The 15,131-nt window shown below is 65.6% G+C and carries 15 protein-coding genes and 1 tRNA gene; 8 read left to right on the top strand and 8 right to left on the bottom strand.

Features of this window, described 5'->3' with window-relative positions; all coding sequences use genetic code 11:
* From ACN0V4_RS21020 to ACN0V4_RS20995, 6 genes are all read right to left on the bottom strand, one after another.
* Positions 1-1,039: C69 family dipeptidase (locus ACN0V4_RS21020; protein ID WP_417679796.1), on the bottom strand; the 1,039-nt coding region annotated here is incomplete at its 3' end.
* Positions 1,040-1,249: 210 nt separating this feature from the next.
* Complete coding sequence (locus tag ACN0V4_RS21015) at positions 1,250-1,870, bottom strand: phosphoribosyltransferase family protein (RefSeq protein WP_417679794.1); 621 nt, start codon at positions 1,868-1,870, stop codon at positions 1,250-1,252.
* Positions 1,867-2,541, bottom strand: a complete 675-nt coding sequence (locus tag ACN0V4_RS21010; protein WP_417679792.1) for an energy-coupling factor transporter transmembrane component T family protein — start codon at positions 2,539-2,541, stop codon at positions 1,867-1,869. The genes ACN0V4_RS21015 and ACN0V4_RS21010 overlap by 4 nt, the downstream gene beginning before the upstream one ends.
* Entirely contained in the window at positions 2,538-4,046 is a 1,509-nt protein-coding gene (locus ACN0V4_RS21005; RefSeq protein WP_417679790.1) for an ABC transporter ATP-binding protein, read from the bottom strand. The genes ACN0V4_RS21010 and ACN0V4_RS21005 overlap by 4 nt, the downstream gene beginning before the upstream one ends.
* A 5-nt stretch (positions 4,047-4,051) precedes the next feature.
* Positions 4,052-4,624 (bottom strand): aminotriazole resistance protein, encoded by a 573-nt coding sequence (locus ACN0V4_RS21000; protein ID WP_417679788.1) that lies wholly within the window; start codon positions 4,622-4,624, stop codon positions 4,052-4,054.
* A gap of 137 nt (positions 4,625-4,761) precedes the next feature.
* Entirely contained in the window at positions 4,762-5,418 is a 657-nt protein-coding gene (locus ACN0V4_RS20995) for a phosphoribosyltransferase family protein (RefSeq protein ID WP_417679786.1), read from the bottom strand.
* A 150-nt stretch (positions 5,419-5,568) separates the two neighbouring features.
* Between ACN0V4_RS20995 and ACN0V4_RS20990 the strand changes: the two genes are divergently transcribed.
* From ACN0V4_RS20990 to ACN0V4_RS20980, 3 genes are all read left to right on the top strand, one after another.
* Entirely contained in the window at positions 5,569-6,477 is a 909-nt protein-coding gene (locus ACN0V4_RS20990) for a LysR family transcriptional regulator (RefSeq protein WP_417679784.1), read from the top strand.
* Positions 6,478-6,857: 380 nt separating this feature from the next.
* Positions 6,858-7,259, top strand: a complete 402-nt coding sequence (locus tag ACN0V4_RS20985; protein ID WP_417679782.1) for a CHAP domain-containing protein — start codon at positions 6,858-6,860, stop codon at positions 7,257-7,259.
* A gap of 113 nt (positions 7,260-7,372) precedes the next feature.
* Positions 7,373-7,624: a GlsB/YeaQ/YmgE family stress response membrane protein gene (locus ACN0V4_RS20980; RefSeq protein ID WP_417679780.1), complete on the top strand. Its 252-nt coding sequence runs from the start codon at positions 7,373-7,375 to the stop codon at positions 7,622-7,624.
* Positions 7,625-7,639: 15 nt separating this feature from the next.
* Here the strand turns inward: ACN0V4_RS20980 and ACN0V4_RS20975 are convergent, their stop codons facing one another.
* Complete coding sequence (locus tag ACN0V4_RS20975; RefSeq protein ID WP_417679778.1) at positions 7,640-9,145, bottom strand: diguanylate cyclase; 1,506 nt, start codon at positions 9,143-9,145, stop codon at positions 7,640-7,642.
* 75 nt (positions 9,146-9,220) lie between these two features.
* Entirely contained in the window at positions 9,221-10,540 is a 1,320-nt protein-coding gene (locus ACN0V4_RS20970) for an ATP-binding protein (protein ID WP_417679776.1), read from the bottom strand.
* Between the two features lie 122 nt (positions 10,541-10,662).
* On the opposite strand from ACN0V4_RS20970, the gene ACN0V4_RS20965 reads away from it, so the two are divergent.
* The 5 genes from ACN0V4_RS20965 to ACN0V4_RS20945 form a co-directional block, all read left to right on the top strand.
* The gene (locus tag ACN0V4_RS20965) at positions 10,663-11,577 is read left to right on the top strand and encodes an MBL fold metallo-hydrolase (protein ID WP_417679798.1); all 915 of its coding nucleotides are present in this window, start codon (positions 10,663-10,665) and stop codon (positions 11,575-11,577) included.
* Positions 11,578-11,689: 112 nt separating this feature from the next.
* Positions 11,690-11,764 (top strand) — tRNA-Asn (locus ACN0V4_RS20960).
* Positions 11,765-11,888: 124 nt separating this feature from the next.
* On the top strand, positions 11,889-13,754 hold the full coding sequence (locus ACN0V4_RS20955) for a DUF6538 domain-containing protein (RefSeq protein ID WP_417679774.1): 1,866 nt from the start codon (positions 11,889-11,891) through the stop codon (positions 13,752-13,754).
* 526 nt (positions 13,755-14,280) lie between these two features.
* Positions 14,281-14,559 (top strand): hypothetical protein, encoded by a 279-nt coding sequence (locus tag ACN0V4_RS20950; RefSeq protein WP_417679772.1) that lies wholly within the window; start codon positions 14,281-14,283, stop codon positions 14,557-14,559.
* Positions 14,560-14,562: 3 nt separating this feature from the next.
* Positions 14,563-15,131 (top strand): relaxase/mobilization nuclease domain-containing protein (locus ACN0V4_RS20945; RefSeq protein WP_417679770.1); only part of this gene is annotated, 569 nt, incomplete at its 3' end.

Genomic DNA, 15,131 nt, shown 5'->3' with positions numbered 1-15,131 from the left:
TCTGCCACCAGGCATCGCCGCCGCCTTCGCAGGGTTGGGTCCAATGCAAAGGCATATGGCCGTCGATCCAGACCGGCACGAAGGACGACAGGCAGGGCGAGGCGAGGCTGGACCAGATGCAGGCCGGCCGATCCGGCGCCAGTTCGGCCACCATGCTCGCCACCGTCTCGCCGCTGTCATGGGCCGAGGTCGCATGCATGCAGACCATGGCGCCGCCGTCCGCGCCCGGGCGCCAATCCGCCTTGACATCGCCGTGATCCCTGAGCCGCGCGAACATCTCTTCCAGCGTCACCGGGCTGCCCTGCCCGGCGATCACCCCCATGCCCGCCCGCGACATCGCCAGCCGAGCGCGGCAGTTCGGCAGGAAGGGAAGATCGGGATCGGTATAGGCGGCGGCCCAGTCAAAGGGCGCCCCCGGTTGATGCCAGCCCTGCGCCTCGGCAAAGGCCTCGGCCTGATCGGAAATCCGGTCGTAGTCGGTGCCGATCGAATAAACGTTCGAGATCGCGGCCCAGTCCCGCACCCGCCGGGCCACCCAATGGCGGCCGGCGGTCTCAAGCACCCAGGCCCGGTGCGGATCCGCCAGGATGAAGGCGTTGTGATAGAACATCTCGCGCCCCAGCGCGGCGGGACCGGACTGGCCATGGGTCTCGATCAGCGCGATCAGCACCTCGAGCCCCTCGTCGGCATCGCGCGCCCGCTCCAACGTCAGCCGCAGCAGGTCCATGCCCAGAAGCCCAGGCTCCCGCCCGGCCGGCAACCGCGACCATTCGGCCTCGTTGCCGATGGCGAGCCCATGTTCGTTCACCCCGTGTTCAAAGCCCCACATCCACCAGGGGCGCGAACCGACGTGAGCATAGGTATGGGGCACCTGCGGGATGTCGACATAGGTCATCCTCACCCGGTTGCCGGGGGCGTGATCCGCCGCCGGGGTCCGGGTCAGATACTGCGCCTCGTTCGGCTCCCGGTCGGAGTTCTTGGCCAGCAGCACCCGGCCCGAGGCGGTGATCGACCCCATGGCGATCATCGTGTCACACATCGCGGCTCTCCCTCTTGTGATCGCCCGGATCGGGCGCGCGCAGTGTCCGGATTCTTCACCGGATCGTCGGCGCCGACCATAGCCCCTGGAGCGGGATGAAAAACACCGAAGTGACGCAAGCGGTGAGCGGAGCCACCATCTTTCGGACCGGGCGCGGCAGAAACCGGCATCGCGGGCCGGCGCCAGGGGACGGCGCCGGCCCGCGATGGGTCAGGTGCCCGGGATCGGTTGCCAGAGCCCGTCGGCACCCGGTGCGAATTGCGGGATATGGGCCAACGACACCAGATGGTCGGCGTCAGCGCCCAGGGCCGCGCGCCAGTCCTGCGCCTCGGTCAGGATGACGCCCGCACCAACCACATCCCCGCCGGCGCGGCGCACCAGATCGAGCGCCCCCTTCAGGCTGGAGCCCGAGGCCACCACATCGTCGACCACCACCACGCGCTTACCTTCGATCAGCGGGATCGCGGCGCGGTCGAGCAGGATGCGCTGCTCCCCCTTCGAGGTGATCGAGGTCAGCTTCTGCTCCAGCGCGTCGGCCAGATGCAGCTTGGGCGATTTCTGCAACACCACATAGTGATCGAGGCCAAGCGCCCGGGTCACCTCGATCGCCACCGGAATGCCCAGGGTCGCCGGGCCGACGATGATATCGGGCCGCAGGGGCGCGATCTTGCGGGCCAGGCATTGGCCGACATGTTCGCCGAACTTCACGCCCAGGTCGATCACCATCATCAGCGAGATGGCGAATTCTGGGGTGATCGGCACGATCGGCAGATCGAGCGCGAAGCCCTCGACATCCACGGTCCAGCTCTGCCGCGGGAATTGGTCTTTCATCGGGTGCTATCCTTCCAGGTCATTCGCGGCTCGACCATCAGCCCCACCTCGCGCCAGGTGCTGCGCTTGCGGGACAGATCGAAGCCATAAAGGGTCAGCGAGAACGAGATCGCATGGGCGGTGCGGATCGCCTGCACCAAGAGCGGCACGCCGCGCGCCAGGGCAAAGCGCAGCTTGCGCAACAGGCCCACATCGTCGATCTCCATGCCGCGGGCGCGTTGGGCGTCGGCGATACGTTCGAATTCGTCGCGCAGCATCGGGATGATGCCGAAGAGCAGCGACAGCACCAGCGTCGCCACCGGCGGCAGCCGCGCCGCCGAACAGGCCGCCAGGATCGCGCCGGGGCTGGAGGTCTCCATCACGAAATAGAACAGCGCCGTGGTCGCCACCAGCCGCGCCGCCATCTTGGCGGCGATCGCCAGCGCGGCAAGCGGCGCCTCGCCCTGGATCAGCAGGTTCAGCATCCAGCTCGCCATCACCATCAGCGTCAAGAGCGCCGCGCCCTTGAGATAGCCGCCCAGCTTCGGCACCCGCGTCAGCCAGAGGCCCAAGAGGCAGAGCGCGGCAAAGGGCAGCCCCCAGCGCCAGTCGGGCGCCAGCCAGGCCAGCAGCATCAGCACGAAGGCGGCGAAAAGCTTCACGAAGAAATTCAGATCATGCAGGCGGCTCATGCAGCGCTCTCCCGGTCGGGGGCATAGGGGGCAGCCCAGCCGAGGGCGGCGAAGGCGGCGCTGCGCCAGCCCTCGGCAAGCGGACCGTCGAAGGGAATATGGCCGTCACCGACGATGGCGAGCCGGGTGGCGACATCGTCGACCAGCTCAAGATCATGCGAGATCAGCATCACCGCGCGCCCGGCGCCGGTCATCCGGCTCAGGAAGGTCTCAAGCAGCGCGCGCCCCTCCAGATCGCGGGCCAGCAGCGGTTCGTCGACGATGGCGATGGCGGCGCCGCTGGCCTCGGCGCAGGCGAGACCCAATTGCCCCTGCTGCCGGGCGGAGAGCGCGAAGGGGTTGGTCTCCCCCTGCCCCTCGAGCCCATAGCGGGCGAGGATCGCCGCCGGATCACCCTGACCCTGCCCCATGGAGAGCGCAAAGGCGACCTCCTCGGCCGCGGTCATGTGAAAGAGGATCTGGCGCATGCTTTGCGGCACATAGGCGATGACGCGCGCCCGGCGGGCGGTGGTCCAGCCCTCGGCCCGCTGACCGTCGAGCACGATCTCCCCCCCGGCGATGGGGTTGAGACCCAGCAGCGACTTCATCAGCGTGGTCTTGCCGGCGCCGTTGCGGCCGATCAGCCCCAGCACCTCCCCGCCCTTGAGCGACAGGTTCAGCCCGTCGAGCACGGGACGACCCGAGGCGCGGGCAAGCCTGGTGCGCAGGCCGGTGACAAAGAGCAAGTCTCGCCCAAGCTCGGGTTGCGGCCGGGCGGCGGCGGGACGGCGCGGCGCCAACAGACCCGCGGCCTGCCAGAGCGCGGCATCGTCCAGCGCCGGGGCCAAGGGGCGCAGAGCGGAAAGCGTGCCGCCCGCGATCAGCGCAAGGCTTTCGGTCACCGGCGCCAGATGCACCGGATCCTGTTCGGCGACGATCACGCCCGAGACATCCTCGGCCGCCTGCGCCAGAGCGCGGCAGAGGCGCCCGCGCGCCGCCGGATCAAGCCCGGTGGTCGGTTCGTCCAGCACCAGCAGTTCGGGCCGCGAGGCCAGGGCGGCGGCCAGCACGACCATCCGCCGTTCGCCGCCCGACAGGGTCAGCACCCGGCGGCCGGAAAGCTCGGTCAGCTCCAGATGCTCCAGCAGCGCGCGCAGCCGGTCGCGGATCACGCCCCGCGGCTGGCCACGGTTTTCCAGCGGGAAGGCGATGATATCCTCGACCGAGAGATCCCAGAGCTGATCCTCGACCGTCTGGGCGACGAAGCCCACGCGGGCGAACAATTCGTCGCCCGGCATTTCGAAAAGCGGGCGCCCATCGAGGGCAACCTGCCCGCCATAGCCCGGGTTGGGCGTGATGCGTGGAATGACCCCGGCAAGCGCCATCATCAAAGTGGACTTGCCGGAACCGGTGGCACCGCCGACCAGCAGGCGCTGATCGGCGGCGAGATCGAAGCTGACCCCGGACAACAGGGGTTCGGCGGTGCCGAACCCCAGCGTCAGGTCTTGTACCGTCAGAAGTGCCACGAGGATCAGAAGCGCTTGAAGCCCGCGGGATGCGCGGCCGAGAGAATCTTCTGCGCCGGAACCACCAGCAGCGGCGTGCCGATCAGCATCGGCACGATGTCCGACAGGCCCAGATAGCCGACCGCCCACCAGAACGGGAAGATGCCGAGGAAGGCCAGGCTGGCCGAGACTGCGGCGACCATCGCCAGACCGACAACCAGACAGACCAGCGCGATCCGCAGCAACGCGCCCTTGTCGAAACTGGTCTTGGCGGGGTTAAACATCACCCCCGGCACCAGCCCGGTGAGCCCGACCATGATGCCGTCGATCAGCAGCGAATGCGCCGGGATGAAGGTACCGGCCAAGAGCGACCAGACGATGGTGCCGAGATAGCCGCAGATAAATCCGCTTTTCCAGCCGAGCAGGATGCCGACGAGCGGCGGCAGGAAGGCGAAGATGCGCCACTGGATCACGCCGGGCACCAGCTGGATCGGGTTGGCATAGGCCCAGAGCACCCCGGTGGCGGCGGCGGCAACGATGGAAAGCACGAGCGGAAACAGGCTGGACCCGCTGTCCTTGGGAAGAGTGGTGGTCTGCATGGTGTCGATGTCCCTGTTGTTGGAACCGAAGGCCCCGGCCCCCGGTCGGTGAACTCCGAAGGCCCATGCCCTTCGGAGGGTGAGTACATTCTGCGCGCGCCGGCCTCCTCCCCCCGCCGGGGCGCGCGGTGGAAATGTCAGCCCGGCACGGGTTCGAGCCGGTCCAGCATCCCCGGCTCAAGGCTCGCCGGGTCGATCCGCGCCTCGCCATCGACGACGCGGAATTGCGGAATGCGGCCCAGCCGAAGGACCAGGGCGGCATCCTCGCCCAGGGCCTCGCGCCAGGCGGTGCCCTCGGTCAGGATGGTGCCGGCGGCCAGAATGCTGGCCCCGGCCCGACGTACCAGCCGCATGCTGGCGGCCATGCTGGCGCCGGTGGCGATCACGTCATCGACCACCACCACCCGGCGCCCCTGCAACAGCGGCACCTGGCGCCGGTCCAGCAGCAAGCGCTGCGGCGCGCTGGAGGTGACCGATCGCACCGGTTCGACCAGCGCGTCGACCAGGTGGAACTTGGGCGATTTCTGCAAGATCACGTATTTGTCCAGCCCCAGATGCCGCGACACCTCCATCGCCACCGGAATGCCCAGGGTGGCGCTGCCGACGACGACCTCGGGGTTCAGCGGCGCGAAGGCCGCGGCCAGGGCGCGCCCGACACGATCCCCGAAGGCCAGCCCCATTTCGATATCCATCAGCAGCGCGATGGCGCGCTGATCGTCGAGCTGGAGCATCGGCAAGGACACCGGCTGGCCGGCGATATCGACCTCATATTGTTCGGGTGCGATCGGCAGCACGAAGGCTCCTTTGCTGGGCTGGAGACAGTTCGGCGCGACCCTCTCTCATTCATCGCCCTGTTACAAACGCCAAGATTCCAACACAGCGTTGAATTTTTCTCAACACTCTGAGAAACTGCCGGCGCTCTTCCTCCCGCACTGGGCATTGCCATGCAGCGCATATTTTTCTCTCGATTTGTCAACTACATGGATGAGATCGCCCGGCTCGGGTCGATCCGCCGCGCGGCGGAAAAGCTGAATGTCTCCGCCTCGGCCATCGACAAGCAACTGCTGCGCGCCGAGGAGGAACTGGGGGTTTCCCTGTTCGAGCGTCACCCAAGGGGCGTGCGACTGACCTCGGCCGGGGAATTGCTGATGTACCGGCTGCGCAACTGGCAAAGGGACATCCGCACCGTCGGCACCGAGATCGAGGAACTAAAGGGCCTGCGCCGGGGCGAAGTGCGGATCGCCGCACCGCAGGAGGCGGTGCTGAGCTTTCTGCCCCAGGCGCTGAGCGGCTTTTTGAAGGAAAATCCGAAGATCACCAATTCGGTGCAGGTGGTCGAATCCGACCAGGTGCGCCAGATGATCATCGATGGCGAGGCCGACGTCGGGCTGACTTTCAGCCCTCGCCCGCTGCCCGGGGTCACGGTGCTGCGCGACCTGCCGTTCCAGGTGCTGGCGCTGCTGCCCGATGATGGATCGAATCGCAAAAGCGTTTCGCTCGACCGATTCTTCCAGCGCCCGACGGTGATGCCCGACGCCGCCAGCCACCTGCGCGACATTCTCGACATCGCCGCTGCCCGCGCCGGTGTGCGCATTGCTCCGGCGCTGACCTCGAACAACCTGGAACTGCTGCGCCAGATGGTGCGCGAGGGCTGCGGGCACGGGCTGATCGCCGTCTGCCCTGCGGCATTTCAGGGTCCTGGCGCCGGGCTGGTCGCCCTGCCCCTGCGCGGCGCCGGCCTGCCCGAACGGGTGCTGTCGCTGATCGCCCCGCGCGATGCTTCCTCGGCGCTGGCCGCGGTACTGGCCAAACGTCATTTCGAGCTTTTCATCGACGGGCTGCGCGCCGGATAGGCGATCTTGCCCACCATCGAATCTGGCCCGCGTGCCGTCATCTGCCTGCCGGACAGCCGGAATTTCACCTCCGAGCCCATATTTTCGGCGTCCATTGAACGGCCACGCCGCCCGAGCAGGGATGATCAAAGGACGGCTGGCAAGATCTCGCCAGTCCCGATCTCGGGGGGTTGGCAAGCCCGCCGATTTTCCCGAATGTCCGCGCAATCAATCCGGAACCAGCCGGACAGGCAGGAAACTAGGGACAATTCGTGATCTTCAACGGCTTTAAACCTCTGTCGCGCGGCTCGATGCTGCTTTGTCTTCTTGCCCTCGCCGCCTGCGCACAGGCGCCGGGCTCCAGCGCATCCGGGAACTCTCCCGATCGCCTGGCGTTCTCGATGCAAGAGGCCAAGGCGGTGCAGAGCAGCGGCAGCCGGGTCTGGTGCGTGCCCTTCGCCCGCAACCTGTCCGGCGTCGATCTCTATGGTAATGCGCGCACCTGGTGGCATCAGGCGCAGGGCAATTTCAAGGTCAGCAACAAGCCGGCGATCGGCTCGGTGATGGCCTTCGACGCCACCTCCTCGATGCCGCAGGGCCATGTCGCCGTGGTGTCGGAAGTGGTATCGGAGCGCAAAGTTCTGGTCGATCATGCCAATTGGCATCGCAACAAGATTTCCCTGGGCATGGCGGTGATCGACGTGTCGAAGAAGAACGACTGGTCGCGCGTCCGGGTCGAAAGCATCCCCGGCACCTTTGGCAGCGTCTACCCGGTCAAGGGCTTCATCCTGCCGAATGGCTGATCCGCGCCCCGCCCGCAGGCAAAGACCTGCCGGCGGGTTTGCAAAAACTCAGGACTTGCGCGACACTCCTTTCTGAGACCAGATCGGGAAACCGCTCGCAGAAGGAGGCACGCATGAACGACATGGGCATTGGCTGGCTGGCCGCGATCATAATCGGCGGCATCGCCGGTTGGATCACCTCGGCGGTGATGAAGACCAATACCGGCATTCTGATGAACATCGTTCTGGGAATCATCGGTGCCGCGGTGGCGAGTTTTCTGTTCAGCATCCTCGGAATTTCCTTCGGCGGATGGCTCGGCTTTCTGATCGCCGGGGTGGTCGGCGCCTGCATTCTGGTGGGTGCAGTCCGGGCGATCCAGAAATAGCCCCTTTCCCCCCGCTCAGCCGGCGACCGAGACCCCCGCGCCGAGGTCGCCGCCCAGAGATCTGCGCAGCGCCGTCAAATCGGCGGTGATCACCACCTGATTGCGCCCCTGTTCCTTGGCGAGATAAAGCGCCTGATCGGCCCGTTCCAGTAAACGGTCAAGCGTGGGGTGATGCCCGGCTTCGACCGGGGTCATGCCGATGCTCGCGGTGATTTCCACCGCCCTGCCGGCCGTCACCTGCACCGGCGTCGCCGCGATCGCCTTGCGAATCCGCTCCGCCACCTCATCGGCCTGGCGCGGCGTGCATTCATGCAGGATCACCGCGAATTCGTCGCCCCCGAGCCGGCCGAACAGATCGCTCGGCCGCAGGCTGGCCCTGACCCGGCGCGCCACCTCGCGCAGCATCTCGTCTCCGGCGGCATGGCCATAGCTGTCATTCACCGCCTTGAACTGGTCGAGATCCAGCATCAGCACCGCCGCCGCCGAGGGCCAGCCCTCGGGCACTTTCAGGCCGCGCAACATGACCTGGGCGTCTTCCAGGAAGGCGGCACGATTGAGAATCCCTGTCAGCGCGTCCCGGGTCGCCTGCCGGCGCAGCCGCGCCATCAGCTCGTTGCGATGCAACACCAGGATCGACAGCATGATCGGCGCGATCGCCACCGCCGAGGCCCCCAGCCGGACCGAAAACAAGGTGGTCTGATCCAGCTGGTTGCCCATGTCGCTGATCGCGCTTTGGCTGAAGAACAACAGCGCCATCACACTGAACCCCAGGGTGAACAGCGTGGTGATGAACACCGGATAGATCAGCCCGCACCACAAGAGCGCCAGCACCGGCAGGGCGATCGCCCCGGGGCCGCCGACCTCGAAGGCCAGGGCGCAGGACAGTGCCGCGGCACCGGCCGGCAGGAGATCGGTCTTGCGGATGCCGAACCCGGTCTTGTAGCGCCGCCGCAGCAGCGCGACGCTTGGCGCCGACAGCACCACCGGCAGGAAGGCGATGTAATTCACCACCTCGGTCGCCCACCAGAAGATGAACCCGTCCGACATATCGACGCCAAACAGCAGCGGATTGGCCAGGGCCCCCACCACTCCGGCGCCCGCGCCGGCACAACCGGCGGCGATGACGATCCACAACAGCGATGCCGGTTGCCGCAGCCGCAGCGCCGCCTCGGGCAGCCGGACCAGGATCGCATAGGCGATGCCGATGCTGATCAGGTTGGCCAAATTCAGCAGCAGCGCCCTGCCCATATCGGCACCGGTCACCAGATCGGCCAGCAAGAAGGCCATTACCGCGGCGAACCAACCCGCCGGCCGCGCCAGTGTCGGCCAGCGCAGCATGACGCCAAGCGCCAACGCATTGGCCGGCCAGAGACTGGCGAGAAATCCCACCGGTCGGCTCCAGATCCCGAAGAGACAGGCGGCGAAGACGACAAGGAACAGGGTCGCCGCAGCGCGATAGGGCGCCGTCCGCGCCGGATCATGCGCACCGCTGCCTGTCCCCGCCATGGTGATCTCTCCCATCCCGATCATCGGGGGGTAAGGCTAGGCCGGTCCGAATAAAAAACGATTAACGACGAAAGCCCGTGATGCCACGCCTCAGCGTCCGATGACGATATCGGCGCAGAGCCCGCCCAGCCTGGCGCTCGTCCCCAGCCGCAGCGTGCCGCCATGGGCGCGGGCGGCATCTGTCACGATGGCAAGCCCAAGCCCCACACCGCTGCCCTTGTCCTGATTGCGCGCCGAATCCAGCCGGGCAAAGGGTTTCATCGCCTCGGCCCGCAGATCGGCGGGAATGCCCGGCCCGTCATCCTCGACCCGAATTCGCAGGCTGCGCTCGGTCATCAACACCGAAACCACCGCCCGGTTGCCATAGCGCACCGCATTGTCGATCAGATTTTCCACCGCCCGGCGGATCGCCACCGCGCGCAGCGTCACCTCGCCCTCGCCCTCCAGCTCCCCAAGGCTGACCTGCTTGCCCGCCCGCACCGCATCCTCGACGATGGCGCGCACCAGGGCGATGGGATCGGTCGGCTCCGGCTCGGCGGCGGCGGCCCCGCGCGAGAACTCAAGAAAGGTCTCGACCAGCCGCTGCATCTCGTCGACATCGCGCAGCAGCGGCGCCGCCTCGTCCTCGTCCTCCAGCATCGACAGGCCCAGCTTGAGCCGGGTCAGCGGCGTTCTCAGGTCATGGCTCACGCCCGAGAGCATCAGCGTGCGCTGTTCGATCTGCCGCTCGATCCGTGCCCGCATGTCCAGAAACGCGTGCCCCGCCGCCCGCACCTCGACCGCGCCGGCAGGCCGATAAGGCTCGGCGCGCCCGCGCCCGAAGGCCTCCGCCGCATCGGCAAGCCGGGTGATCGGCCTGAGCTGATTGCGCATGTAGACGAAGGAAATCACCGTCATCAGCAGCGCAAAGGCCACCATGGTCACCAGCAGCTGATGCGGCGTGCTGACCGTCACCAGGCTGCGGTGAAAGCCGATCTCCAAGGGCCCGTGCACCGTATCGACGAAAAGCTGTACCGAGGAATCGGCGTTGAACCGCACCGCCAGCATCTGCGGCACCGAGGTGCGCATCAGCCGGCGCACATGCATGCCGGAAAAGTCGAACCAGCGGATGAAATCCGGCGGCACCTGCTCGGGTTCGACAAAGCGCAGCCGCATCTGCAGCGCCGGCAGCATCGGCTCCATCCGCCTGAGCGCGGCATCGCGGTCCGGCGCCTGATCGACCTCGTCGACGACGAACTCCACCTGCCGCGACACGCTGCGAGTCATCTGCGCGATGATCCCCTGCAGATGGTTCTGGATGAAGGCGACCGAGACCACCAGCAGCACCACGACCACCGGCAGCACCAGGATCAGCGCCGCCCGCGCATAGAGAGAGCGCGGCATATAATGTTTGAGCCACTGAAAGAACATGCGCTAAGCCTACTGCTACGGGAGACGGCAGGGAACTGGTTTTCAGCCTGAAATGCCCCCGCAAAACAATATTCTAGCGCTGTGCCGATTCTTGCCGGTACAGCCCCGAGGAGAAATAGATGCTGCAGCCCCCCGACGATTTCGACCCCATCCATGGGGAGCCCGAGAGGCTGGAGCACGGGGTGCGCCGGCTGGTGGCGCCCAACCCGTCGCCGATGACCTATCGCGGCACCAATACCTATCTGGTCGGCCATCGCGAGCTTGCGGTGATCGACCCCGGCCCGGCGAACGAGGCGCATCTCGAAGCGATCCTGGCGGCGCTGGAGCCGGGCCAGAGCATCAGCCATATCATCGTCACCCATTCCCATTCCGACCATTCGCCGCTGGCCCGTCCGCTGGCCGAGCGCACCGGCGCGCCGATCCTGGCCTTCGGTGGCCCCCAGGCCGGGCGCAGCGCGGTGATGGCAGAGATCGCCGCCAGCGGCCTGGCCGGTGGCGGCGAAGGCATCGACCTCGGCTTTGCGCCCGATCAGACCGTGGAGCACGGCGCGGTGATCGAGGGCGACGACTGGCAGCTCGAGGTCATCCACACCCCGGGGCATCTGGGCAATCACATCGCCCTGGCGATGGGCGATGTCTGCTTCACCGCCGATCACGTGATGGGCTGGGCCACCTCTCTGGTCTCGCCCCCCGATGGCGATCTGACCGATTTCATGGCCTCCTGCCGGCGGCTGCGCGATCGTCGCTGGACCAGCTTCCATCCCGGCCACGGCGCCCCCATCGCCGACCCCGCCGGACGGCTCGACTGGCTGATCGAACACCGGCTCGGCCGCGAGGCGCAGATCCTCGAGGCGCTGGCCGACGGGCCGGCCACCACGGCCGATCTGACCCGGCGCATCTATACCGACGTGCACCCTGCCCTGATTCCCGCGGCCGAGCGCAATGTCTTTGCCCATCTCGTTGATCTGACAGGACAAAAGCGAATCGAAACCGAAGGCCCCCTGGGCATCGCCGCGCTGTTTTCCCGCCGCGCCTGAGCCTCGGAGCCAACAAAACAAGGGCCCTGCGAGAGGCGACATGATTTTTTCAAAAATCCGTCAAAACCCCTCTTGCACCCCCCAAACCCCATGGCTATACACCGCCTCAAGTTCCGGCGTAGCTCAGCGGTAGAGCAGTTGACTGTTAATCAATTGGTCGTAGGTTCGATCCCTACCGCCGGAGCCAATTCACCCACTAAGCCCTTGATATTCAAGGCATAGGCTGAATTTGGCAAGTACAGTGTCACACAGCACTGTAGCACAAGTTCCTGAAATGCGGGTCGTTCGTCTCCAATCCTGGAGGCCGCATCTTGGCGACCACCCCTTACCTCCTGCAACGCGGCTCCACCTGGAGCTGGCGTCGGCGCGTACCTGAGTTTTCCACAAAAACCAGACATTGGCAGCTGTCTCTGCGCACCACGGACCGGTCGATCGCGTGTATCATCGCACGCAGATTGAACTACGAGTGCGACCGGATGCTTGATGCGATCTCTACGGGAAAACTGACACCCGCCCAGGCCAAGGCCTGGCTGACCTCGGTTGTGCGCATCGAGCTTGACCGCATCGAGCGCCAGCGCATGATCAGCCGGATGGACCCGGTGGGCTCATCCGAAGAAGACCAGCGTCTCGATTGGGCGACGGCGCGCGCCTGGTCTCACCTGGCGAGCAAGGGACTGCAGCCGGAGCTCTCCGCTCACGACCGACGCACCGTACTCAACGAAGGTTCGAGTGAGACAGACATCGCGTCGCTGGAGACGATGCTTGGCATCCTGTCGCGCGACGTGCTGTCCGAGGCGGGCGTCAACAAGATGCTTCGCGCCGCGCGGGACAGCATTCAGACGGCTACAGGCGAGACCTTGAACCCTGCGGCCGAGACGCTTCTCTCTCTGCGGCAACTGCTGCTGGCGGGAAAAGCCGCGGCCTGGTCCGCATCTGAAGGTCGGGAAGATCCGAGCCTTGAACAAGCGCGCGCCCTTGCGCGGGAAATCCTCGACGGAGCGCCTGCCGAGATCATCGAGCCCCTGGAGCCTCTTCCCGTCCCTCAGGAAGCCACTCTGATCGAGGCACCTGCCCCAACGAAAGTCTCAGCCCAAAGGCCAGAGTTCAGTTTCGATCCGGACATTGTCGCGCTCGTAGAGCGTATAAACGCCGAGAAGGACCGCGAGCATATCAAGGAAGACACCAGAAAGCAGCTTTCATCGCAGGCGCACCTCTTCGTCAAGGCTACGGGCGTCACCGACGTTCGGGGTATCACGCAGGGTCACCTCAAGTTCTACAAGTCGATGCTGCAGCGACTGCCGACGAGCTACGGAAAAAGCCCGAAGGACGCGGACAGGACCATCGATGAGATTCTGGCACGCGCAGAGGATCTTCCCGAGAATAAGGTCGGCCTCTCGCCGCGCACGATCAACGGTCACCTGGACCGGTTCAAGCTCATCTTCCAGTTCGCCAAGAGCGAAAGCATCCCGATTTCCGACACGATCGAACTCGGCCTGCTCCGCGTCCGGGAAGAAAAGCGTAACCGCGACAAGCGCGAAGCCTTCACCTTGCCGGAACTGCAGCAGGTCTTCCGGCACCCGATCTGGACGGGCTGCAGGTCAACATCGCGGCGCCATGAGCGTGGCAACATCGTGAAGGCGGACGGGCTCTACTGGGGGCCGATTCTGGCGGGCTACAGCGGCGCCCGGCGGGAGGAGGTTCTCGGCCTGGAACCCCGTGATGTCGTGTCCGTCGACGGCATTCCCTGCTACCACATCCGGGACAACATGCACCGCGGGGTCAAGACCTTCAGTTCGGAGCGCCTAGTTCCCATTCACGAGCACCTGATCGAGCTGGGCTTTCTCAGACATGTTGAAGAGATGCGTCAGCGAGGCGCCTCGGCCCTCTTCCCCGAATTGATCGCGGCAAATGATAGCCAGTCCTTCGGTGACAAGATCTATTATAACTGGACGAAGGCGCTGGTGCTGCAGTTGGACGGCAACCCGAGGGAGCTCTGCTTCCACTCGTTCCGCCATTATGCCATTGCCCACCTGAAGGAGTTGCCCGAGGTCAGCGAGAAGCAGCGCCGTGACCTTGTCGGACACAGCGGCGGTGACGTGCATGACGAGCAATATGATGTCGCCACGCCGATGCCCGTGATGAGCAGCGTGGTTGCGAAGCTGCCGCGATTGTTCTGACGCGCTGACGAAATCAATGCCTGGCGCGCCTACCGAACATGATGACGAATGGCGCGGATGGTCACACATCAGGTTCAGAAAATCATTTTCGACATATCGGATACTTCGGCTCGTGATTGCCCGCCCCGGGGGCCCTCCTCCTTAGGTCCTTTCGCGCGCAAGTGTTCCTTGCTCGGCCCGAAGCGACAATTGCGATCCGATAAACATGTTAGGCATGGCCAGTGTGGTCTCTGAGCCCCTTTGGCGGAAAGTACGGATTTTCCGCCAAGTTCATCTCAGCCGGCACATGCCGGGCGCTTCACCAGCCACTCGGCCCACCAGGCCAGCACGGTTATCCACATAATAGTGACGTGAGACGGTCTCGAACCGCCATTCGGGCGCGATGTGGCATCCTGCAGCGGTTACACTGTAGGCCAGAGAAACTGCGATAAAGAACAAACACCTTGACTGACAATCCGGCCATCATCTGCGCACGTCCCCACCCTACGTCCCCCCAGATCGCCGGTCACACCGACTGGGGTCTTGCATGACCGCCCGGCGGGACAAGCTCGTGAAGGTGCGCTTCTCGCAGGAGGAGTTCTCGCTGCTGGAAACGCTGCGCCGTACCACGGGATCGGAGAGCCGCGCCGTGTTCATCCGCAGACGGGCTCTGGAACCCGAAATCGGCACACAGGCGATCGCGGATCTTGTCGGTCAGGTCGGTGTGACGCTGAACATTCAAGATGTCAGCCGCCAAAAACTCGACCACCTGGCGCTTCTCCTCGGAGAACTCACGCTGGAGCTCCGCAGGGTTAAGAAAAGCTGATCGATGCGCGCGCATAACACCTTCCACAAAACGGCCGGCGTCCTGCCCGACTATGACCTCCGCGACGGTGCGGAATTCATCGGTGGCACCATCCTCCGCGCAGATCCCGTTTTCATACGCGACCGCTTGGACAACCTCGCGGATGGTGCGGGAGTGATGCACATGACATTGTCGCTGCCCTTAGGACTGCGGGCCAGTCGCGAAACATGGCATGCGATTGTCATGGCGCAACTCCACCTGATGGGCCTGCCCGCCCTGCGCACGCCGTGGGTCGCGGCCCGTCATACCGATACCAACTGCGACCATGTGCATGTCGCCATCGCCCTGCGTGGCTTTGACGGATCCCGCCGGCGCCCCGAGACCGGCGACATCCGGACAAGTCGCAATCACCAGATGCTTACCCGGCGCCTCGGCTTGCCCGTACCAGACTACTTCAATCCTCGGATCCCGCGCCTCGACCCACCGGTCATTTCCCGCCGGCTGACCACGGCGCCCAAGATAAGGCTGAGCGAGGCCCTCAGAGCCATCTTCACAACCGAACGCCCAAGAACCCTCGACGCCCTCGATGATGC

It is taken from the genome of Pseudodonghicola sp., assembly GCF_048268305.1.
Classification (GTDB): domain Bacteria; phylum Pseudomonadota; class Alphaproteobacteria; order Rhodobacterales; family Rhodobacteraceae; genus Pseudodonghicola.
The sequence above is the reverse complement of the archived record's forward strand: the minus strand, read 5'-3'. Positions and strand labels throughout refer to the sequence as shown.

What these genes read in the sequence shown, in the direction of transcription:
- ACN0V4_RS21010 (WP_417679792.1), bottom strand. Translation starts at nt 2,541, where the DNA reads ATGAGCCGCCTGCATGATCTGAATTTCTTCGTGAAGCTTTTCGCCGCC.
- ACN0V4_RS21015 (WP_417679794.1), bottom strand. Translation starts at nt 1,870, where the DNA reads ATGAAAGACCAATTCCCGCGGCAGAGCTGGACCGTGGATGTCGAGGGC.
- ACN0V4_RS20980 (WP_417679780.1), top strand. Translation starts at nt 7,373, where the DNA reads ATGAACGACATGGGCATTGGCTGGCTGGCCGCGATCATAATCGGCGGC.
- ACN0V4_RS20950 (WP_417679772.1), top strand. Translation starts at nt 14,281, where the DNA reads ATGACCGCCCGGCGGGACAAGCTCGTGAAGGTGCGCTTCTCGCAGGAG.
- ACN0V4_RS20970 (WP_417679776.1), bottom strand. Translation starts at nt 10,540, where the DNA reads ATGTTCTTTCAGTGGCTCAAACATTATATGCCGCGCTCTCTCTATGCG.
- ACN0V4_RS20975 (WP_417679778.1), bottom strand. Translation starts at nt 9,145, where the DNA reads ATGGGAGAGATCACCATGGCGGGGACAGGCAGCGGTGCGCATGATCCG.
- ACN0V4_RS21000 (WP_417679788.1), bottom strand. Translation starts at nt 4,624, where the DNA reads ATGCAGACCACCACTCTTCCCAAGGACAGCGGGTCCAGCCTGTTTCCG.
- ACN0V4_RS20985 (WP_417679782.1), top strand. Translation starts at nt 6,858, where the DNA reads ATGCAAGAGGCCAAGGCGGTGCAGAGCAGCGGCAGCCGGGTCTGGTGC.
- ACN0V4_RS20990 (WP_417679784.1), top strand. Translation starts at nt 5,569, where the DNA reads ATGCAGCGCATATTTTTCTCTCGATTTGTCAACTACATGGATGAGATC.